The 22,177-nt window shown below is 36.7% G+C and carries 13 protein-coding genes; 4 read left to right on the top strand and 9 right to left on the bottom strand.

Translation table 11 applies throughout. From position 1 onward, the window contains the following. Positions 1-48 precede the first annotated feature (48 nt). The 7 genes from ACUTSE_RS11280 to ACUTSE_RS11250 form a co-directional block, all read right to left on the bottom strand. Complete coding sequence (locus tag ACUTSE_RS11280; RefSeq protein ID WP_445640291.1) at positions 49-2,730, bottom strand: carboxypeptidase-like regulatory domain-containing protein; 2,682 nt, start codon at positions 2,728-2,730, stop codon at positions 49-51. Between the two features lie 63 nt (positions 2,731-2,793). Then, entirely contained in the window at positions 2,794-3,585 is a 792-nt protein-coding gene (locus ACUTSE_RS11275; RefSeq protein WP_445640290.1) for a GLPGLI family protein, read from the bottom strand. A gap of 450 nt (positions 3,586-4,035) precedes the next feature. After that, on the bottom strand, positions 4,036-4,827 hold the full coding sequence (locus ACUTSE_RS11270; protein ID WP_445640289.1) for a GLPGLI family protein: 792 nt from the start codon (positions 4,825-4,827) through the stop codon (positions 4,036-4,038). Between the two features lie 55 nt (positions 4,828-4,882). Beyond that, a complete protein-coding gene (locus ACUTSE_RS11265) occupies positions 4,883-5,059 on the bottom strand; it encodes a hypothetical protein (RefSeq protein ID WP_155522594.1) in 177 nt (58 codons plus the stop codon). 178 nt (positions 5,060-5,237) lie between these two features. After that, positions 5,238-5,387, bottom strand: a complete 150-nt coding sequence (locus ACUTSE_RS11260; protein ID WP_445640288.1) for a hypothetical protein — start codon at positions 5,385-5,387, stop codon at positions 5,238-5,240. Positions 5,388-5,413: 26 nt separating this feature from the next. Then, positions 5,414-6,163: a hypothetical protein gene (locus tag ACUTSE_RS11255; protein WP_445640287.1), complete on the bottom strand. Its 750-nt coding sequence runs from the start codon at positions 6,161-6,163 to the stop codon at positions 5,414-5,416. 291 nt (positions 6,164-6,454) lie between these two features. Next, positions 6,455-7,045, bottom strand: a complete 591-nt coding sequence (locus ACUTSE_RS11250) for an ATP-binding cassette domain-containing protein (protein WP_445640286.1) — start codon at positions 7,043-7,045, stop codon at positions 6,455-6,457. Positions 7,046-7,561: 516 nt separating this feature from the next. Here ACUTSE_RS11250 and ACUTSE_RS11245 point away from each other — a divergent pair. The 3 genes from ACUTSE_RS11245 (at position 7,562) to ACUTSE_RS11235 (ending at position 17,485) form a co-directional block, all read left to right on the top strand. Then, positions 7,562-7,987, top strand: coding sequence for a hypothetical protein (locus ACUTSE_RS11245; RefSeq protein ID WP_002988209.1), 426 nt, complete (start codon positions 7,562-7,564; stop codon positions 7,985-7,987). Between the two features lie 99 nt (positions 7,988-8,086). Continuing rightward, a complete protein-coding gene (locus ACUTSE_RS11240; RefSeq protein ID WP_445640285.1) occupies positions 8,087-8,596 on the top strand; it encodes a septal ring lytic transglycosylase RlpA family protein in 510 nt (169 codons plus the stop codon). A gap of 708 nt (positions 8,597-9,304) precedes the next feature. Continuing rightward, on the top strand, positions 9,305-17,485 hold the full coding sequence (locus tag ACUTSE_RS11235; protein WP_445640284.1) for a fibronectin type III domain-containing protein: 8,181 nt from the start codon (positions 9,305-9,307) through the stop codon (positions 17,483-17,485). Positions 17,486-17,602: 117 nt separating this feature from the next. On the opposite strand, the gene ACUTSE_RS11230 is transcribed toward ACUTSE_RS11235, so the two are convergent. Next, positions 17,603-18,073 (bottom strand): CYTH domain-containing protein, encoded by a 471-nt coding sequence (locus ACUTSE_RS11230; RefSeq protein WP_445640283.1) that lies wholly within the window; start codon positions 18,071-18,073, stop codon positions 17,603-17,605. 80 nt (positions 18,074-18,153) lie between these two features. Here ACUTSE_RS11230 and ACUTSE_RS11225 point away from each other — a divergent pair, with 80 nt between their 5' ends. Continuing rightward, entirely contained in the window at positions 18,154-20,226 is a 2,073-nt protein-coding gene (locus ACUTSE_RS11225; protein WP_445640282.1) for a site-specific recombinase, read from the top strand. Between the two features lie 53 nt (positions 20,227-20,279). On the opposite strand, the gene ACUTSE_RS11220 is transcribed toward ACUTSE_RS11225, so the two are convergent. After that, the gene (locus tag ACUTSE_RS11220; protein WP_259189299.1) at positions 20,280-22,145 is read right to left on the bottom strand and encodes a monovalent cation:proton antiporter-2 (CPA2) family protein; all 1,866 of its coding nucleotides are present in this window, start codon (positions 22,143-22,145) and stop codon (positions 20,280-20,282) included. Positions 22,146-22,177: the final 32 nt, after the last annotated feature.

The following is a 22,177-nucleotide window of genomic DNA, read 5'->3' as shown; positions in this document are numbered from 1 at the left end:
TCAACTTAGTTGAAGGTCTTTGCTGTTTATGATACGACGTTGGATGATTTAAAACGAAAAACGAATCGACGCCATGAATTGTCTAGGTCGTATTGGTGCCTGCATTACATTTGTCATTATATCATTGATGATGACCTGATTGTATTCTTTATAATTAAAAATATTTGTCCAAGCGAGTTCCAAATCAATTTTGCGTTTGGAAAAGGTATAGCGATAGGTTAAATCTACAAATGTATTGCTGAATGATTGTTGTTGAATGTGATCTTGTTGATAGGCTAATGTAGTGAGTAAAGTATGTTGTGCAAACGGAAGTAGACTTAAGGTCGCATCATGTGTTGTTTTAGCGCTTTTGGAAGAAGAAAAATCTTTGTTTTTGGTTTGTTGATAGCTAAAGGAATAATCAATATTCAACCAAGTAAAAGAGGTATTGGCTAAACTGAATCGATACGTATTTTGATGTGTTCTCACTGTATTGTGCGCTTGATTAATTAGCATCGGATTTTTATTCCTACTATGTGAGAAATTTCCTTTTAAGGTGGTGCTAATTGGTTCAATCAACTTGTTGATATTTAGTTCTAAGCGTTGTGTTGTTTGGGTATTGTTTTGTTCAATAGCTTGAATAACTTGTTGCCCATTTTCGCCAATTTCCTGAGAAAATAAAATAGGATTTTGTCGTTCAACATATTCCAGATTAAAATACGCAAACCACCCAGTAAAAGGGTCTTTATAGTTGGTTTCAATTTTACTCGTAAACCGATGATTAGATAAAATACGATTGGTGTAAGCGCTAAAATTTAATTCATTGAGTACAGTAGAAGAATACAGTTGATTTAGTGGTGTGAAAACACTCTTGTAGGCTATATTTCCTTTAAATGTCCAGTATAAAGATGCAACATATTGTGCATAAAAAGTGGGAGAAAGAAATAATTTTCGATTGCTGTCACGTTTGTTGTTTTCTTTGTCTATCAGTGAAGCTGTGGTCCAATTTAAGGGAAGATTAAGGTTAAAGGACCAACGCTTGTCCTTGAAACTGATTTTAGAATGTAAGGCATTACTGCTCGTTTGATAACGCAGTTGATTGTGATAATCTCCAGGGATAGGACTCCAAAAACCAGTTTCACTTCCATACAAATCCGTATTGAAATGCGTTTGTTGAAAGGTGAAATTATATTCTTCAGAAAAAGTCCAAGCATGCTGCCTCCATACATAGGCTACAGCATTTTTTGTATAGAATGATTGATTATCATAGTGTTGGGATAAGGATTGGTAAGAGACTAAATCTGGATTGTCTAAATTAAAAAGTGCAGTTGGAGAAGCAGCGTACTCTTCTTTGCTGTTTGAAAAATCTAGGAGCGAACGAAAATTAATCCAATGCTTTTCTGTTAAAGGAATAAGCGTACTCAACGTATTTTGCAACTGAAAAATAGGAGCATTTACTTTTTGCTGAATCAAATTTTCTGGCGTATTGACCATCAAATCTCCCCTTGTTTTATCTTTTGATACGCGGATTGTCGTTTTGTTTTTGGTATAGTTTTGTTTTTGATTTTGCGTTAAGGTAAATTCAGCATTGAAGATTTCTTTTGCGGCACGACTAGAGGTTGTCCTTTCATATGTTATGGGCTCAGAGGTACCAAGTGTTGGATTTAGATAGTGTATCGTAGTGGTTTGTACTCTGTCGTTGGCATCATTATTTTCATTTAAATAGTATAGAGTTCCTGTAAGTTCCCAGTTGTTTTTGAATTTTTGCAGTACATTTAGATTCCCTAAATGACTTTTATTAAACCAATAGCGGTTTTGCTTGATGGAAGGATCAGCATTAGTGGCAATTTGTAGAAAAGGTGTGTTGGTAGGGGAATATAAAAAAGTATCATATTCTTCAAAAGAGTAAAGATTGTTCATTTTAGTTACTAAAGTAGATCCTGTGTTGTTGGTTTCATAATTTCCTAAGGTTTGGAAATTGCGACTAAAGAGCATAGGAGAAAGAGCAACATCCCAAATAAAAGGACTAAATCCTCCACCTATTTTGGCGGTACCTGCACGACTTACTTTGTTTTTTAAACGAATATTTAAAGCAGGTTTACCTGTTGCAACCTTGCCGTCCAACATTTTGATGGGTTGATGATCTTCATATACATCTACCCGACTAATGTCGTCAGGGGAAATAGCTTTCGTAATGGCTGTATAACGCCCTTGCATTAAATCTAATCCTTCTACATAAAATCGATTGATGTTTTCCCCTTGATACTTGATTTGACCAGCGGTAGTAATTTCTATCCCGGGCAAACGTTTAAGCACATCTTCTAAGACACGGTCCGTTTTGGTGGCAAAAGATTCTACGCGATAACTTATTGTATCACTGTGCTGTGTAATAGGAGTCGGTTTAATAATAATCTCTTCCAACTCCGTTCGCTGTTCTGTTAAGGTGAGATTTAAATAAGTAACAGGAGCAACCAAGGTATGATGGTAAATAGCATAATCAAGATGTTGTATGCGTAATTGTAGATTGGAAAGAGGTGCGCTGACAATCAGTTCAAATGCACCTTCTGCATTGGATTGGGTATATTGAATAACCTCTTTTTGCTCTGCTTGTATGAGGGCAATTAAGGCTCCTTCAATAGGAATGTTTGCTTGATCTACCACTTTTCCTTGTATGCGTTCTTGCCCAACAGTAAATAAACTTACTAGAAGGCAAGAGCATAAGACAAAGGTGTTGCGGAGAAAATGTCGCATAATAGCTAGTGGATAAAAAGAAGTGTTTAGAATGAAATGAAAAACAACCTTTTGTTTTTAAGTTTATTGAACTTTATAAATTGGATTTGAACGCAGTCCTATTTTTTCTGCAAATTCGGGGGAAACTATGGATGCATTTTCAGGATTCATTTCAATTAAGAGATCTCTATAGGTTTTTCCATGATATATTTTTAATGCTTTTTCATATTGTGCGGGAGTAATGGAAGTTACTATCTCTTTCGGATTACTCAAGTCCCAATTGTCGATAGTTACTTTTTCACTGTTTAGAAATTCAAATTCATATTGTTTTTCATCATCCCATGCTTTGACCACAAAACCAGGTAAGTTTTTAAATTTATAAGGCCCTTCGATTATAGGAATTTCCGAAGTGAAGAGCACATGCCATTGACGACCTTCAAAGAAAGTTGTGGCTTTTTGTACGGTATACGTATGCCATTGTTCATGTCCAGGTTCAATCTGCCAAACGAACGTTTTTTTGTCGTCATTATAGCTATACGTTGTTTTATGAATCATCGTATTGGTTGTTAATGTTCCATTAGTATGGAAAACAGCGAAATCGGTTTGTGGCCGATAGGTTGAGATAATTTGCATAGCTTCTTCTTTTGAAATAACTTTCGAAAGGGCATTTTTTCGCTCCAGTAAATCTTTTTCTAGAAATCGAGAGGAATTAGCCGCATTGACATCTAAAATGAATATGCTTTCAGTTATTTCTTCAGGTTGAGTTTTGTCGACAACAAGTTTTCCAATGTAGTTGTATCGCATAATCGTTTGTGACTGAGCAAGAGAGGTAATGAAACAGCCTAACATTAAAATCAAAACTAGTAATTTTTTCATACTTAATAGGTTTATCTTAAGAGAAAAAAACAGCGTGTCTAAAAAACACGCTGAGTTTTTTAGTTACATACAAAATTGTCCATTTCAACTAAGTCTTTCATTATCTGTTGCATTGATGAATTTTTCTCCGCACAATATGTCGTCCCTCCACCGCATGAATACTTAAAGCTAAAACAATTTGCAAAACCTATTGATGATAAGGCTAAAAACGAAAAGGTTAATATCAATTTTTTCATAATAAATTTTGTTCAGTATTACACCCCCTGTCCACGGTATTATTGTTAATATTTACACAATATAGGTTTTTTTATTTAAAATTTATAATAAAAATTAATAACATTATTAAATATTTGTTTTGTTTACCTATAAATAGCCGATTATCTTCGCCTAAACAATTAAATTTTGAATTAAAATAAATTAGGTTTTTGGAAGAAGAAGTATTGTTGTTTTTTATTGAACTTTAAAAATCGGATTCGAACGAAGTCCTATTTTTACTGCAAATTCATCAGGAACATTTGCTGCATTTTTTGGATTCATCTCAATAAAACTGTCTTTATATGTTTTATTTAAGTAAATTTTTAATGCTTTTTCATATTGTGTCACCGTAATGGGAGTTATGATGTCTTTAGGGTTACTCAAGTCCCAATTATCGATGGTTACTTTTTCGCTGTTTAGAAATTCAAATTCATAGTGATGTTCATCGTCCCAAGCTTTAACAACAAAACCAGGTAAGTTTTTAAATTTATAAGGCCCTTCAATTAAGGGAATAGCACTAGTAAAGAGGACATTCCAATAGCGTCCTTCAAAAAAGGTCTTAGCTTTCTGAACGGTATAGTTCTGCCATTGTTCATGATGAGGTTCTATTTGCCAAACTAAAGTGTTTTTGGGTTGGTCATACGTATAGGTTGTTTTACCCAGACTAGTTTTGGTTGTCAGCATAGTAGTTGTAGCTAGTACTATAAAATTTGTCTTAGGGCGATAAGTATAGATAATTTGCATGAGCTCCTCTTGGTTTTTTACAGTAGCTGCACCTCGCATTCTTTCTAATAGTGGTAATTCAAGAAAACGCGAGGATTGTGTAGAATCAATATCTAATATAAATACACTTTCGTCTATTTTATTAGGTTGTGTTTTATCTAATGTGATTTTGCCCAAGTAAGTATAGCGCATAACTGTTTGTTCTTGGGCGTGTATTGGTAGGGTTAGCATTAAAAGTAGGAATGTATAGTATATTTTTTTCATAATAAAATTATTAGGTATTTGAAAACAGCGTGTTATACAAACACGCTGTGTCTTTTTATCCACAAATAAACTTGTCAATATCTTGGATATCTTGGTGAATTTGATCCATAGTATCGTTCTCCTGAGAGCAGTAATAGGTGCCTCCACCACAGGAGTAATCAATGGTAAAACAGCCTGCAAAACTTACTGTAGATAACGCAAAAAGCGAAAGAGTTAATGCTATCTTTTTCATTTTCTAGATGTTCAGTACTTTCTCCCTGTCCCCGGTTTTTGTTTGATTATAGCGTGAATATAAAACCCGAAAAGGAGAAATCATAAGGTGTGTTTGAATGTTTAATGCATTCGGTAATAGGTATTTGATTGGTTTTATTTGATATAAAAAAGGCTTTCAATATACGTTGAAAGCCTTGTTAAGTAGATTGGATGCTACCATTATGTAGTTGCAATTGTTTGGTGCGAATGGACGATAACAGACCTGGAATAGGATTGACGATGAGTATCCCCTTGGTTGGTTTGATTAATGGTATATGTTGGGTAATCATTCCAGACAAAGGAATCAAAAGTTTAGGTATTTTTAGGAAAGAGATTATTCTTCAGTTTTGCTCTCAAAGTTATTGGATATATATCCCTCAATGTCACCGTTACGAGAGGAGGTGAAATATTTTTTTAAATCTACATCGTCTTTTCTGAAAAAGATAAAGGGCACGCCTAAACTATCATGATATTTCTCTGTTAGGAAAGGTAAGAGGTTATTTTTTTGTAAAATAATCCAATTTTCATTGAGAAAACCATCAGTCTTGTAGATTTCACCCTTTTTATAATTTTCTATGTTTTTGACTTTGTCAAAAAGAGTCACAAACTTTATCTTTTTATCCGCGTATTTAGTGGTTAGTTGATTCATTCTTTGATAGTCTTGCATACATGTTCCGCAATTGGTTGAAGTGATATAGAATAGCGCATCCCAATCTTGAATTTCAGATAAAGGTACTTTGGTGTTATTGATATCCAAAAAACCAGGATATAGAATTCTTTCGCTATTATCTTTATTCACAATAGTTATTTGCGCAGGATGTAGGTCTAGTTTGTTATAGATCCCTAAGACTGCAAACATATAATCATCGTCTGTATGATATGCTTTTTCCAATATTTCTCCATCCCAAGAGGTTAGATTACCCTCTTGATTAATAACCATACTCTTCTTGAAACGGTCAATGTCTGGGGGCATTAAGTTTAAAATCTTGGGCAGATAAGTTTTAATATAAATTTCTTCTGATGATTCTTTTTTGCAAGCTATTAGTAAAAGAGAAAATAATAATAAACATATTTTTTTAATCATACTGGAGTGTTTGTAAAATTTTGACTTGTAATCACTTAGTGTTAAGTTAGGAATTGGTTTAATGCAAGAAATTTTAGAATATTAGATACAAGTGTTTAGTACCTAATTTAGTTCTATTTCATTCTGTATTGCTCTCCCTGTTCCCGGTTTTTGTTTGATTATAGCGTGAATATAAAACCCAAAAAGGAGAAATCATAAGGTGTATTTGAATGTTTAATGTATTCGGTAATAGGTGTTTGAATGGTTTTATTTGATATAAAAAAAGGCTTTCAATATACGTTGAAAGCCTTGTTAAGTAGATTGGATGCTACCGTTATGTAGTCGCAATTGTTTGGTGCGAATGGAGGATAATAAACCTGGAATATGGTTGACGATGAGTATTCCCTTAGTTTGTTTTTTTTCTTGAAGAATAACAAGAAGTTGTTCCTGTAGAATTGGAGAAAGACCAGCAAAGGGCTCATCTAAAAGAATAAACGGTTGAGGTAAATCGAGTACAAACAAGGTTTGAATCAATTGCTGTATTCCCGTTGAAAAGCTAGAAATAGGGGAATGAAGCTGCTGTTCAAATTCAGACCAATGCCAATATCTCTTGGGTAATACCTCTTGGAGCCGAAGTTGTTTTGGAAAAAATGAAAACTGAGGTTTCAACGCAAAATAACGTTGCAAATCACGGGTTCTTCGGATTAATTTTTGATCAACTCGAAGGTGTAAATGCTGCGCTTTTTTTGTGCCAAATAGTACCTCAAGAAAGGTAGATTTTCCTGCTCCATTTGATCCAATGAGTTCGATAAGCTCACCCGTTTGCAGTTGAAAATAGATATTGTTGAGTATGTTTTTGTGCTGCACTTGATACACAAGACTATCTAAGTATAAGGTAGACATAATTAGGTTGTTTTAAACTTGGAGAGCATAAGTGAAAGAACCATCATACTACCAAATAAAGTGAATACGAGGTGAAGGGGTTGCCATCCTTTGTTCTTGAAAAAATAAAGTTCGTAGGAGCGAAAAGTCCAAAAATAAACCATCGAAAGTAAAGTAGCAAGGAGCGGAGGGATGCACCACCAAAGCGCGGTTGTCAGTCCAAGAAGTACCGTTATCCCGCAAGAAAGGAGATAGTAAGGATAAAGAATACGCAGTGTTTTGATCATGTGAAAACAAATTACAAAGACCTAAGATATTTGTTTTTACGGATATATTGACTTGATTTGGTTAAAACTTTGATTAGGGGAATCAAAACGAGGGAACCTTTATTTTTGCATATTTTTCTTGAGATTAACGGATTATATTGAGGTATTCGTACGGAATAAAGCAATCGAAATGGTAGAATGTAAATCAAGAAGCAAAGCGTTTAGTTTCAATTGTTTTATTTATATTTGTCAGTAAACTAATAACAACAATATGGATAAAATGTTACAGCCAGCGCATTCAGGCGTTGCATATTTAGCATTGATTTTTTTGGTAATCGTAGTAATTAATGCTTTTGTAGGATTAAGCTCTAAAAAAGAGTTTACAGAGAAAGATCGCAAATTAGGTTTGATAGGGTTAATCTTCTGTCACATTCAATTATTGTTAGGGATTATCTTGTATTTCGTTTCACCTTTAGTACAAGGTTTCGGTGTGGCGATGAAAGACTCTACTTTAAGATTGTATGCTTTAGAGCACCCACTAATTAACATCATTGCAATTGCGTTGATTACAATTGGATGGTCTAAACACAAAAAGACCACAGATAGCAACAAGAAATTTAAAATGTTCGCTATTTTCTATACGATTGGATTAGTTTTAATCTTATCTAGAATTCCTTGGACCGCTTGGTTTGCATAATGGCATATAAAAGATAAAAAAAGAGAGCTTCAAGCTCTCTTTTTTTATTTTGGTACACTTCTTGTTTTGAAATAGTATCCATTTTTTGAAACAAGAAATATGAAATATGTTCAATATATAATTTTTACTCTAATAATCTTCACTTTATCAAGTTTTGAAGAGGCGGGCAAATTAAAAGAAAAAATCAAGCCTGCTGCTGTTAGCATGGAGCAGGTGTTAGATACTGTTGCAACGTTAGATTTACCAATGATAGAAGAAGATTCTATCGTGATGGCAGAAGTAGAGGAAGACTCTTTTGAAGTGGTTAGCGATGAAACAAAAGCTTCATATTACCACGATAAATTCTCTGGTAAAAAAACAGCAAGCGGTGAAGTTTTTGACAACTCAAAATACACGGCAGCCCATAAAACACTGCCTTTTGGAACGAAAATCAAAGTGACTAACTTGAGAAATAAACGTTCAGTTGTATTGACGGTAACTGATCGTGGACCTTTTACAAAAGGAAGATCGGTTGATATTTCAAAACGTGCATTTATGGATTTAACAGATAACCTGGGACGTGGAGTTTTAGACGTTAAGGTAGAACGTATGATTGAAGATATTCAGTAAACATTTCCATACCTAAAAAGGAATTTAGTATCTCTATTTCGCTCCAGTATTGGAAGGAATAAAAAGATAAAATTAATATACAGATTCACTTTTTACATCGAAGACAAGCTAAGGTATTGTGGTTCAATAACTAAAAAGTGGGTAATGAAAATGTGGAAAAATTCCACAAGTCGAGGATGTGCACCGCACATCTTTTTTTTTGTGCCAATCCCAAATCTTAGGGAAGAAATTTTTTTAAAAAATATAACTACTGTTTTAAAAAAAAGAAAAATACGAGCAAAAAGGATTATAAATAACCTGCTCATAAAGTGTCGCAAATTGGTGCGTTTGTTGCATCAATGGCTGGCTTAAGGCTATTTCTAAGCATGAATCAACGCGAGTTTATCACGATAAAGGCGTATAATCTTGTAGTGGGAGATTTTATTTTTTGCTTATTTGAAGGTTGTTTTAAGATAAAAACTGTTTTTTTACGAGTAATCTATTGAATTTACTTGCTTTATAGATAAAAGTAAAACGTTAACAACTTTGCTTTTTATACGTATAAATGGAGTTTTAAGTTAAAAAGTAAAGGGGAAATACTCCGTTTTTTTGTGCTTTTAATTTTTTTAGTTTAAATCTTACACTACTCTGCTAAAAGAGATCGCTACTTCTCAATTTGTAATGTTTTAATTGCTATTTATATTTGGTCTAAATTAAAACACTGAAAGTATGAACAAGGTAAAGGTAAGAAATACCTTTTTAGTCACGTTACTTTTTTTTGTTTTGTGGGGCTATGTCCTACGGGCCAATATAGAAGTAAGTAAGGATAAAGTAACGCTTCAGACAGCGGATGTCGAAGTACTATCCAAACCAAAGGAACACACAGAAGCTCCGACATTTGCTTTTTGTAAACCGCCAGAGCTTATTCAACTGCTGAATGTTTCTGCAGATTCCTATACCTTAGGATGGGAAGCGATGTCAAATGCTATTTCCTATGACCTCTTTGTGAGTCCAACGAGTGTACCTGGAGCAGGACTTATGAATCCAACGCATACCACCATAGAGACTACGCTAACGCTGGATTTACCTACCAATCAGGTCAACGTGTATGTTTGGATAAGAGTTACTTGTGAAAATAGCTTTAATGAGCAAAGCAATTGGGCAGGACCATTCGCTATTCACTTGCCTATGACTCCCGTTTCTTTACCTTATTTTGAAGACTTTCAGCAGGCTCCCTTAGTCGGATTTAGCAATGATATAACCAATCAATGGTATATTGGAAGTGGAGCAAAAAGTAATGCAGATCACGCGTTATACATCAGCAAAGATGAGGGTAGAACCAATGAATATGCGTTGTATTCAAATCAAGTTTCCCATGTTTATAAAGATTTTATATTTCCACAAGATGCTGAAAATATTGCCATTTCTTTCGATTGGCGTTCAGTTGGGGAGCATGAGGAAGATTATTTGAGTGTTTGGTTGGTTCCTCAGGACTATATACCAGCAGCTCGTACGTCAATTGACCCAAATAGAGCCGGGGTTAGACCAATTGGTCTGCGATATTATCATGAAAATGCGGTGTTTAAGAATGAGACTATTATCGTTCCTGTACAAGGACAGGGTGGACAAGTATATCGCCTCGTTTTTCAATGGAAACAAGAAAGTGGTGGCGGTGCTCAACCAGCCGCAGCTATTGACAATTTGAAATTGGAACAAGTGTCTTGTGCTCCTCCCATGGATTTTAAGTTAAACACGATTGGAGCTGAATCAATGAAATTAGAATGGATTGCTAGTAGCAATCAACGATATGAAGTTCGCCTGAGTACAGAGGCTTCTCTTTCTAGTGCTAATGCGAGAACCTATACTGCGACAACGAATAATTTGATCATTGATCAATTACAACCAGCAACAACTTATTTTATTTGGGCACGTTCTATCTGTGAGGATGAAACCAGTATTTGGATTGGTCCTCTAGAAGTAGAAACGCAACTAATTGCGAAGACCCTGCCCTATAACGAAGATTTTGAAGGAGCGCCTTCCTTTGTTTTCGTCAATGATGCGGTTAACAAATGGGTGGTAGGAACTGCTGTAAATCATGGAGGAAGTAAATCGTTGTATATTTCCAAAGATGGAGGACAATCGAATGAATATAATCCTAATACAGGTAGGAGAGAAGTTTCTCACCTATACCAAGACTTTATAGTTCCTTCGGATGCTTTAAAATTAGCCATAGCTTTTGATTGGCGATGTGTGGGCGAAGGTTCCTATGACAATTTTAAAGTTTGGTTGGTACCGATCACCTTCGTACCTCAGGCAGGGACGAAGATAAATGAAAGAGATCGCGCTATGATTCGCGTGGGGCAAAATGCCTATTCTAACGCTGCAAATTTTCAACGAGAACAAGTACTTTTAGACGCGGCTTCTTTTGCAGGGCAAACGATGCGTTTGCTAATCGAATGGTCTCAGGATGAAAGTCAAGGAAATAATCCTGCAGCAGCAATTGACAATTTAAACGTTACGGCGATCAATTGTGTAGCACCAACAGGGGTGCGTACAAGCAATTTAAGAGCGGGTGCCTTTGATCTTACTTGGGCAGCTTCAAATAACACCACAGCGTATGACGTTTTTATTACAACAGATTTAAACTTAATTCCAACAGATACAACAACTCCGTTGGCTTCCACAAGTGAGATTACTTATTCCTTTTCGAATTTAAATGAAGCGACGAAATACCATGCGTGGATTCGTTCGAGTTGTCAACCTGGAGAAAATAGCACTTGGGTGGGACCTTACTTCATGGAAACACCCTTAATTTCTAGTATTAGCTTGCCTTATACAGAAGATTTCGAAGCGAGTCCAAGTTGGGGATTTACACACGCTCAACCCAATCAATGGTTTGTTGGAAATGCAGTGAATCACGGAGGAGAAAAATCGCTCTATATTACGAAGGATGGCGGTGTGAGCAATACGTATAATTACGAGGGAAGTCAAATCATTCACGCGTATAAAAATATAGATATTCCACAAGACGTAGATATGTTAGCGCTAAGTTTCGATTGGCGTGCCCAAGGTGAAAAAGGGTATGATTGGAATATTGGCAATTATAAGCCTACGGATTATTTAAGTGTTTGGCTAGTACCCAATTCTTATTTACCACAGGCAGGGGAAGCCATTAGAACCCAGACGCAGGCGTTGGCAATCAATGCGGAAGAATTATATTTAACCAATACTTTTACTTCCTTTGCGAAGAATGTCGATGTGAGTCAGTTTCAAGGACAAACAGTACGTGTTGTTTTTGAATGGCAACAAGATGAGCGAGATGGACGTCAAAATCCTGCAGCTATTGACAATGTAGTCATTAGTCCTGTTCACTGTAGCGAGCCTACGGAGTTACAAGTGGATGCTTTTACAGCACATACAATTACTACTTCTTGGCAATCGAGAACCAATGTACAAGCGTATGAATTGTATTTGGCTACAGCGAATGAAGCGCCTACTGCATCAACTGTTGCTTCTTTTACATCAAATACATCCACTTTTACATTTGAAAATTTAAATCAAGCGACCAATTATTACATTTGGGTTCGTTCAACTTGTGGAACAGAGGCTTCAAGATGGATCGGGCCTCTAGTGGTACAAACGACTTTAGTTCCTGCAAACTTGCCTTTTTCAGATGATTTTGAAGCAGCACAAGAGTACGGAATAATCAATGATACCATCAATCAATGGTTTATTGGACAAGCCGTGAATCACGGTGGAACAAAGGCCTTGTATGTTTCTAATGATGGGGGACAAACCCATGCTTATACAGGAAACGTTCCACATCCTGTAACGTCTCATGTGTTTAAGGATTTTGCTATTCCAACAGGAGCGGTTGATTTAAGTCTACAGTTTGATTGGATGTGCAAAGGGGAAGACCGATATGACGTGCTTAAAGTATGGTGGGTCCCTGTGACATTTACTCCACAAGCAGGCGTGCCAATAACAGCAAATTCTAGTGGAGGAATAGGCCTAGGTAGAACGACCTATAGTAATGCAACTGCTTTTGCCACAGAGACGATTAATATCGATGCACAAACCTATGCAGGACAAACCATGCGTTTGGTTTTTGAGTGGACACAAGATTTATATAGTGGAAACAATCCACCAGCAGCTATTGATAATTTAGCATTATCGACGACATTCTGCGGAGCTCCTACTGCAATTACAGTACAAAATGTATCAGATCAGGGATTCCAGACACAATGGGAAGCCGTAACAGGGGCACAAGAATACGAGCTGTTTTTAAGTCAAACGGCTACACCTATACCAACAAGTACAACGGTACCTACGCACCGTACATCAACTGCTTCTCATGCTTTTGCAGGATTAACAGCGGGACAATCCTATTGGGTATGGGTGAGATCTGCTTGCTCTAATACGGATCAAAGTGATTGGGTTGGACCACAAGAGGTAACCTTAGCAAATACACCGGTTGATTTACCTTATGTAGAAGATTTTGAATCGAATCCTACTTTTGACTTTACGACAAATAGAAATAATCGTTGGTATATTGGTACTGCTGCACAGGCATCAGGAACAAAAGGATTATACATCAGTGAAGATCAAGGTGCAAATAATACGTATTATACAGCGTATGATCAAGTGGTACATGCCTATAAAGATTTTAGAATTCCTACAGATGCTGCCGAATTGTCTATTGGATTTGATTGGCGTTGTTTAGGAGAAATAGACTATGATTTCTTCCGCGTTTGGTTGGTACCAGCCTCTTATACACCAGTTGGAGGTACATTGATCTCAACAAGTGTAGCTGGAGCTATACCTGTAGGACATGAAATGTTTGGTCAACAAACAGAATTTAAGAGAGAAAACTTTGTCGTTGAGGTAGGTGGCATTCAAGGACAAGTGTATCGTCTTGTTTTTCAATGGCAACAAGATAATAGTGGCGGATATCAACCTGCTGCTGCTATTGATAATCTGAATATAGAAGTCGTGACTTGTAGTCCGCCAAGAAATTTTGCTGCAGGTGCGGTAACAAGCCGTACAATTGCTACAACATGGGAAGGAGATGGAGCGCGTTCTTACGATTTGTATTTAACTACAACGAATGACATTCCAACAGCAGAGACACCAGGAAACTATCGTTCGATGAATACCAACTTTGTGTTTCCAGATTTAGCGGAAGGAACTTATTATACCCTTTGGGTTCGCGCCGTTTGTGGACGCGATAAAAGTTTTTGGGTAGGCCCTCTTGTTGTACAAACAACATTGACTCCTGCGGTGTTGCCTTATACAGAAGATTTTGAACAAAACCCAAGTTTTGCATACCAAAATGACACCCATAATAAGTGGATTATTGGGAATGCAGTGAATAATGGCGGAACAAAGGCTTTGTATATTTCGAATGACAATGGATTAAGTAATAATTACTTACAAACAGTGCCAGGAAGAGGACAAACCTCTCATGTATACAAGGATTTTGCTATCCCAGCTACGGGAATCGAATTGTTATTGAATTTTGATTGGCGTAATCTAGGAGAAGGAAGCTATGATAATTTCCGCGTTTGGTTTGTTCCTGCGGATTATACTCCACGTGCGGGTGTTCTTGTACAAAGTGATAACCGTCGTGCTGTGCGATTAGGGCAAGAATACTACGCTGGAAGTAGAACCTTTGCCACCGAACATATTACAATTCCGGCTCAAGAATACTTAGGCCGTACCATGCGTATTATTTTTGAATGGACGCAAGACACAAGTACTGGTGAAAATCCAGCTGCTGCGATTGACAATATTGAATTCTTTATCAAGAGTTGTTTACCGCCAACAGCAGTGACGATTGGAGGAATAAGAGACCAAGGATTTGATGTGAGTTGGACGGGACAAAGTGGACAAAATGGGTATGATTTATTCTTGACCACGGATCAGAATATAAGAGCGAACGAAACAACAGTTCCAACTCATACAACGACCGAAACGAATTATACATTTGCGAATTTAGAGGAAGGGACGATGTATTATGTCTGGATACGATCGGCTTGTAGCCAAGGGGAATCAAGTTTATGGACGGGACCTTTTATTGCTACAACGCCTTTGGTTTCAGTGAATCCTCTACCGTATTATGAAGATTTTGAAGACACATTGAAAATTGGTGTTACACATGCATTACCGAATCAATGGGTTGTTGGAAATGCAGTGAATAATGGCGGAAATAAAGCCTTGTATATTTCAAATGACAATGGAGTGAGTAACAAATACACCTTCAATAAAAATCAAATTGTACATGCGTATAAAAACATTCATATTCCTGCCAACCTAGAGCAATTGGAAATTAGTTTTGATTGGCGTTCGCAAGGAGAACAGCAATATGATAGTAGGGCAAGAGAAAATGTGGGAGTAGATTTTGTAAAGGCTTGGATTGTTCCATTATCATATATCCCAGAAGCGGGGGTAAGTGTTGCTAGTTCAAATCAAGCAGTGGCTATCGATGAACGAGGCTTCTTTAATAGTCGAGAATTTCAGCGATTCCAAACCCGAATGGATATTGGTGCCTTCGCAGGACAAGATGTTCGCATTGTCTTCGAATGGAAACAAGATAATCGCAGTGGAGAACAACCACCTGCTGCTATTGATAATTTATGGATTAAACCTTTTACTTGTAAGGATGTGATTGACGTCCAAGCGGTCAGAATTTCAAATTCATCCAATATTGAAATTACGTGGACACCTCTTGGTCAAGAACAACAATGGGAGGTTTATATTGTAGAATCAAATCAACCTGATCCAACGCCATTAAATGCGGGGATTAGAGTAGAGAATACACCGAGATATGTATTCAGGGATGCCGTTGAAGGCGCTTTCTACCATGTTTATGTACGCGCGATTTGTTCGGATAGTGAACAAGGAACTTGGAGCCCTGCCGTATTATTTAATATTTTTAACCCACCGGGATGTGCTAATATTGAAGTAGAACCTATTGATTTGCCACAAACAGAAGACGGAAGTTATGTTATTTGTGACGATGAAAGCGTAAACCTTGATTTAAAGGCAAGCTACTTTGATATCAAAGATACTTCTGATTATACTGTAGAAGCCATTGAATACAAACCTCCTTTCCCATTTGTTGGAGGAGATTTGATTCCGTTAACGGAAGATGATTATTGGTCTAATGTGATTGATTTAGGTTTCGATTTCTGTTTTTATGGCAAGTCTTATGATAAAGTGTTGATTGGAACTAATGGGATGATTACATTTAGTGTAAAAGGACATACCGAAAATGGACTGTATAGCCCGAATTCTTCTTCGGGATATTCGATGAATCCAACGATACAATTACCGACGAATAGTTCAAATGCAAGTACTATACCTTATGTCAATACGATTTTTGGTGTGATGCAAGATTTGTACCCTCGTAATTCGCCAGCTGATTATTCTATTAATTACCAAGTATTAGGAACTTTCCCTTGTCGTGCTTTGGTCTTTAATATTTATCATTTAGGATTATTTGATGCTGCTAGATGTCCATATGATGCTAATGATGTGGATGGAACAACGCAAACGTCTCAAATTGTACTTTACGAAGGCACAAATATTATTGAAGTGTATATTAAAAATAGACCGAGTTGTTCAAATTTCAACGGCGGATTAGGTGTAGTTGGAATTCAAAATGCAACTGGAACTGCAGCTGTCGTTCCTCCAAATCGAAATGTGGGAACATGGACAGCAGCGAATGAGGCTTGGCGTTTTGTACCAAGTGGAGAATCAATCGCTACATTTAGCTGGTTAAAAGATGGAGAATTCTTGACGGAACAGCAAGATATTAATGTAAATATTGATCAATCAGTAACCTATACAGGGCGTATTACGTACCTACATTGTAATGGGAATGAGCAAATTATTGATAAAGAATTCCGCTTTATTAAAGAGAAACCTCAGATAACAAAACCGATGAATTTATATACTTGTCATAGAGAACCTGGATTTGCTTATACGTATGATTTGGCTCAAAATGATAAACAGGTCATAGGGTCTTTACAAGCGAAAGATTTATTGGTTACCTATTTTGCTTCGGAGGAAGATTTATTAGCCAATATCAATAGTCTGCCAACAACGTATACAACAACGGCGGTAGAACCGACGGAAATATACGTGAAACTAGGGGACAAACACACCCATTGTTTCACCTACAGTAGTTTTTCTTTAATCGTCAATACAATATTGACTGCAACAACCGTTCAGCCTATTCTCGCTTGTCAAAGTTACGTATTGCCTGAATTAGCAGAAGGAGAAGCATATTATACAGAGCCTTATGGAAAAGGAGAGCGTTGGGAAGGCGGTGATGTATTTGAGAACGTAGGCAAGCATCAATTGTATGTCTATGGGGTGAAAGAGGGATGCGCGTATCAAAGTAAATTGACGATCGAAATTCTGGAGTTTATTCCTGCCTTTGAAATAGAAGATCAAGTGATGTACTGTGAACTTTATAGCTTGCCGCTATTGCCAAGAGGAAACAAGTACTTTACAGAACCAGATGGGCAAGGACGTGAATTACAACCTGGAGAACAGATCTTAGTAGATCAGGTGATCTATATCTATTCGAAATCGAGTAAAGGTAAGGTAGATTGTACAGACCAATCTAGTTTCCGTGTCACGTATGAAGAATGTCCATTGCCGAAAGGATTTTCACCGAATGGGGATGGGATTAATGATCGTTTAGATCTGTCAAACTATGGAGTAACGAATCTGAAAATTTACAATAGAAACGGAATTGAAGTATTTAACTTCAATGGATATTATACCGATGAGTTTTCAGGTAAAGACAAAAGAGGAAATAATTTGCCTTCAGGTACATATTACTATGTGGTAGTAACCAATGCTAAAATGCGTACAGGATGGATTCAAATAAATAGATAAACTAGATGACTTCGTGTTGTTTCTTTTAAATTGTTGATTTCTTAGTGAAGAAGCCCCTATTGATTGAGCATCAATAGGGGCTTACTTTTTATAGGCAAAACGAAGGTACCTCGTCTTTTATTTCCAAGTAGTAAAAGGATGATTGGATAAATAGGAATTGTAATATTCCAATTGCCCTGTAACCTCTTCGCCTAGCCAATCTGGTTTTTCAAAACTTTCATTTTCATCCTGAAGTTCCACTTCAGCTACAATAAGCCCTTCATTTTTACCGTGAAAGACATCCACCTCAAAGGTGTGACGCCCGACAGGAATAAGGTAGCGCGTTTTCGAAATAACATGGTCTTCACATAAAGTTAATAAAGCTTCTGCTTCTTTGAAGTCGATTTCTTTTTCCCATTCAAAACGAGAGGTTCCCGCAGCGTTACTTTTTCCCTTGATGGTAATATAACCCTTGTCATTCTTTAAGCGAATGCGAACTGTGCGTTCCGCATCACTATTGAGGTATCCTTGTGCAATCGTGTTTTTCGAATGCGCCAAAGTTTCAAAATTTGTACGTTTGGTAAGAAATTTTCTTTCGATTTCAATCATAGGATATAAAATAAAGGCGTAAATTTATGCCAAGTTTTAGTCATTTCTATTCAACTGTTAAGAAAAAAATATATTTTTAAATGAAATTAAGATACATATTGCAATCACCTCAAGGAATTGAGGAGCTTTTTAATAAATATGTAGTTGATGGTAAAATATATACAAGTGAAGATATTTCATTTTTAGTCGATCTTGTACATATTTTTCGACCGCGAAATATAAAAAAAACAAATCGAGTTTCCATAGATTCTTTTACATCTTATTTAAAAACCCACGAAGTCGAACGATTAGCCTTGATTGAATATTTGAAAGAAATCCTTTCAAATAGACGTTTCAGCCGTATGATTTCAGATGCGGGAATTTTACAAGATTCTGACTTCTTCTACGAAGTTAAAAAGCGTTTATGGGCTAAAGTTTTACCTTATCAACCCGAAAAAGATACCTATGAGTATGTGTTAAACCAAGTGTTTCACAAGCATACAGATGCCGCATGGGTTGATTTGATACCAGAAGAGCAGCTGTTAGAACTATTCGATCAGTTGAACTTCATGGACATCTTTACTAATATTTCTGACGAGTCTGTCATGGGCGAGTTGTTGAACTCTATTGGTCTAATCACACAACGCATGAGTGGTAGAGCAATGGAGAGTTCGATTATTAGCATGGTGCCAGAATATTCTCATTTTGAAAGCCCATTCTTGGCTTTAGAGAAAGAGTTTATGGAAGTGGCTTCCAGTATCCTAAAAGGAAATATCAACTGTTTGACACCTAGTGATATCAACTGCAAGCAAATTAAAATCTTTCATAAACAGTGTTTGGATTTTGTCAACCAGGCCTTCAAGAACAGCTCCAAATATGGAATTTCGATTAAGGTCAACCAAAGTTTATTGCGTTTAAGACAGCAATTGCAACGCGTTGACGTTTTGCTTTCCCTCATCATTATTGAAGGAGAAGATACTGCCTTAGAACAGAAACAAAATACCATTCAATTGGCGCGTAAATTAATCGGATACAACTGTTATAAATACAACGTATCGGGATTAATTAAGGAAAGTACGCAATTGATCTCTTATGAAATTACACAGCACACAGCCAAAACAGGAGAACACTACATAACCAAAACCGCAGGGGAGTACTGGCATATGTTTAGAGGATCCATGGGGGCTGGTATTGTGGTTGGTTTTATGTGTATTCTCAAGCTATTGGCACATAAGCTAGATGCCAGTATTTTTGGTCATGCTATGTTGTATAGTTTGAATTATGCTTTAGGATTCTGTTTAATCTATTTATTAGGCTTTACATTAGCAACGAAGCAACCTGCGATGACAGCTGCTGCGATTATTAAAGCAATTGAAGACGGACAAAAACAACACGTAGACAGTGCAAATAAACACATTGGATTTGCTAAATTGTTTGCGCGATTAGTGCGCTCTCAGTTTATCGCCTTTATTGGAAACGTAATTTTAGCTTTTCCAATTGCATTATTACTGATGTGGGGATTTGATTCTGTTTTTGATGTAAACCTTGCTCAAAAAGAATGGAGAGGTATGCTTGTTGACGCTGATCCAATCGAATCAAAAGCATTGTTTCACGCTGGTATTGCTGGTATTTTCTTATTCCTTTCAGGTATTATCTCTGGTAATGTATCCAACAGAAATAAACACAACCGCGTTTTTTACCGCATTCAAGAACACCCTTGGTTGAAATATAATTTTGGAATTCAACGTTCAACAAAAATCGCCAACTGGGTAGATACCAAATGGCCAGGTATAGCTTCGAATATTTGTTTCGGTCTATTTATGGGTACTTGTGGGGCTATTGGAACCTTCATCGGTTTAGATATTGATATTCGACACATTACATTTGTCAGTGGAAATATCGCCATCGGATTCTATGGATCAGGATTTGAAGCACCAACGTCACTTCTAGTATGGGCATTTATCGGAATGTGGTTGATTGGATTTATGAACTTTATTGTGAGTTTCGGTCTATCTATTCTATTAGCTTTCCGCTCTAGAAATATTCCATTTAAGGAGACGAGAGAACTGGCTGTGGCTGTATTGAAATACTTTAAAAGTTTCCCAATGGAATTCTTTATTCCAACAGGAAATACAGCTGAAGTAGCAACGGAAAAAGCACCAGATAAAAAGTAATCACATCTGTGAAATAAAAAAGGGAGAGGTCATTGGCCTCTCCCTTTTTGTATTTATTCGGTAGTATCTGTAGTGTCTGTGTCTTTTGTTTCTCTTTTCTGACGCAAACTTTCTTTTAATAAGTTAGATTGCTGCTCAAACTCCAGTCGAGATACTGTGATGTAATCTTCTAAATTGTGAATGTTTTTAGCCAGTTTTCTCAAGGAAGCACGGTCACTTCGGATGAATAGCTCACTTTGTGTTCTCGCATCTTCATGGCTTAATCCCAATTTTTCGAGCATCACCGATCCAACATAAACAGCCGTGAAGAAGTTTTCTCGATAGACTTCCGTAAAGCCATCTTGTAAATACTCGTACGCATTCTTTCTGTTTTTAGCGCGGATGATGACTTCAACATCAGGGAAGTTTTTGTGTAGTATTTCAACTAAATGTTGGTTTACATCTGGCGGATCCATAGCCGCAATAACATAATCGGCCTTTTCTACACCAATAGATTTTAAAATATTGATGGACGTAGCATCTCCATAGTACACATTAAAGCCTAATTTACGCAAGTGATCAACGCGCTCCGCATCGTTGTCCAATACTAAAGTAGGAATGTCATTTGCTTGTAATAAACGCCCAATTGTATTTCCAAAGTCTCCAAATCCAGCGATGATGATCTTTTTATCCGCACTGATGTGAGATAAATCATCATACGGCTGATCATTCTTTGCCGAAGGAGTTAATCCTAAATAAGGGCTAATCCACTTTTCGTTTAACAACATTAAAATAGGCGTTACCACCATAGATAATGCGGTTGTTGCCAAGAGGTAATCATACCACGTTTGGTCAATGATATTAATGGTTTTTCCTAAGGCTAAAATTACAAAGGCAAATTCTCCAATTTGAGAAAGTAAAATAGCGAAGAGGAACGATTGATCTTTTGGAAATTTTTTCCACTTACCGATAGCAAATAAAACAATCGCTTTGATTGCCATAGAACCTACTAACAACGAAAGAATGATAAGTGGCTCAGCAGCGATAATACCAAAGTTAATGGTAGATCCTACTGCAATAAAGAAGATACCGAGCAAGAGAGCCTTGAACGGTTCAATATCACTTTCTAATTGATGTTTATAAGGGTTGTTCGCTAAAACTACACCTGCAATAAACGCTCCTAATGCAGGACTCAGCCCTACTTGTTGCATCAATAAGGATACACCAATGACGAGTAGTAAAGCAGAAGCAGTATAAATTTCGCGTATTTGTAAACGTCCTACAGATTTAAAAAGTGGATTAACAATATAGTTTCCAACCAAGAAAATAACAGTGATAGCCCCTAAAATAGCCATGGTTTTCATGAGCACGGGTTGCCCATCAAGCATACTGCTATGTGTGGTTGAAATCGGTATTTTTTTAGAAACAGCCAATAGTGGAATCAACGCCATAACAGGAATCACCATAATATCTTGGAAGAGCAATACAGCAAAACTTGATTTTCCTACATTCGATTTATTAAGCCCCTTTTCTGAAATGGTCTGTAAAATAATAGCCGTAGACGACATGGTTACCACAAATCCAATAGTAATCGAAGTTCCCATCCCTAGATTAAGGGCGAAGTAACAAACGGCAGTGGTTATAAGGGTGGTACCTAATGCCTGGGCAGTTCCCAGTCCGATAATTTCTTTCCGAATTTTCCAAAACTCTTTGGGATCGAGTTCAAGTCCAACAAGAAATAACATCATGACAACCCCAAATTCAGTTGCATGCATAATATCTGCTCCATCTTTCCCAACAAACCCTAAAACAAAAGGACCAATTAAAACTCCAGCAAATAAATAGCCTAAGACGGAACCCATTCCTAGTTTCTTAGAAATGAGAACACAAATTACTGCAGCAAATAAAAAAATAAAGGCCTGTGCTAAAAAATCATTCATTTTATGATTGTATTTTTTTAATTAAATAACAG

The organism is Myroides sp. TSA_177.3, from assembly GCF_052691955.1.
The sequence above is the reverse complement of the archived record's forward strand: the minus strand, read 5'-3'. Positions and strand labels throughout refer to the sequence as shown.

Excerpts from the sequence above, each read along its gene's own strand:
- ACUTSE_RS11255 (WP_445640287.1), bottom strand. The coding sequence starts at position 6,163 with ATGATTAAAAAAATATGTTTATTATTATTTTCTCTTTTACTAATAGCT.
- ACUTSE_RS11275 (WP_445640290.1), bottom strand. The coding sequence starts at position 3,585 with ATGAAAAAATTACTAGTTTTGATTTTAATGTTAGGCTGTTTCATTACC.
- ACUTSE_RS11235 (WP_445640284.1), top strand. The coding sequence starts at position 9,305 with ATGAACAAGGTAAAGGTAAGAAATACCTTTTTAGTCACGTTACTTTTT.
- ACUTSE_RS11245 (WP_002988209.1), top strand. The coding sequence starts at position 7,562 with ATGGATAAAATGTTACAGCCAGCGCATTCAGGCGTTGCATATTTAGCA.
- ACUTSE_RS11225 (WP_445640282.1), top strand. The coding sequence starts at position 18,154 with ATGAAATTAAGATACATATTGCAATCACCTCAAGGAATTGAGGAGCTT.
- ACUTSE_RS11220 (WP_259189299.1), bottom strand. The coding sequence starts at position 22,145 with ATGAATGATTTTTTAGCACAGGCCTTTATTTTTTTATTTGCTGCAGTA.
- ACUTSE_RS11280 (WP_445640291.1), bottom strand. The coding sequence starts at position 2,730 with ATGCGACATTTTCTCCGCAACACCTTTGTCTTATGCTCTTGCCTTCTA.
- ACUTSE_RS11250 (WP_445640286.1), bottom strand. The coding sequence starts at position 7,045 with ATGTCTACCTTATACTTAGATAGTCTTGTGTATCAAGTGCAGCACAAA.
- ACUTSE_RS11265 (WP_155522594.1), bottom strand. The coding sequence starts at position 5,059 with ATGAAAAAGATAGCATTAACTCTTTCGCTTTTTGCGTTATCTACAGTA.
- ACUTSE_RS11230 (WP_445640283.1), bottom strand. The coding sequence starts at position 18,073 with ATGATTGAAATCGAAAGAAAATTTCTTACCAAACGTACAAATTTTGAA.
- ACUTSE_RS11270 (WP_445640289.1), bottom strand. The coding sequence starts at position 4,827 with ATGAAAAAAATATACTATACATTCCTACTTTTAATGCTAACCCTACCA.
- ACUTSE_RS11240 (WP_445640285.1), top strand. The coding sequence starts at position 8,087 with ATGAAATATGTTCAATATATAATTTTTACTCTAATAATCTTCACTTTA.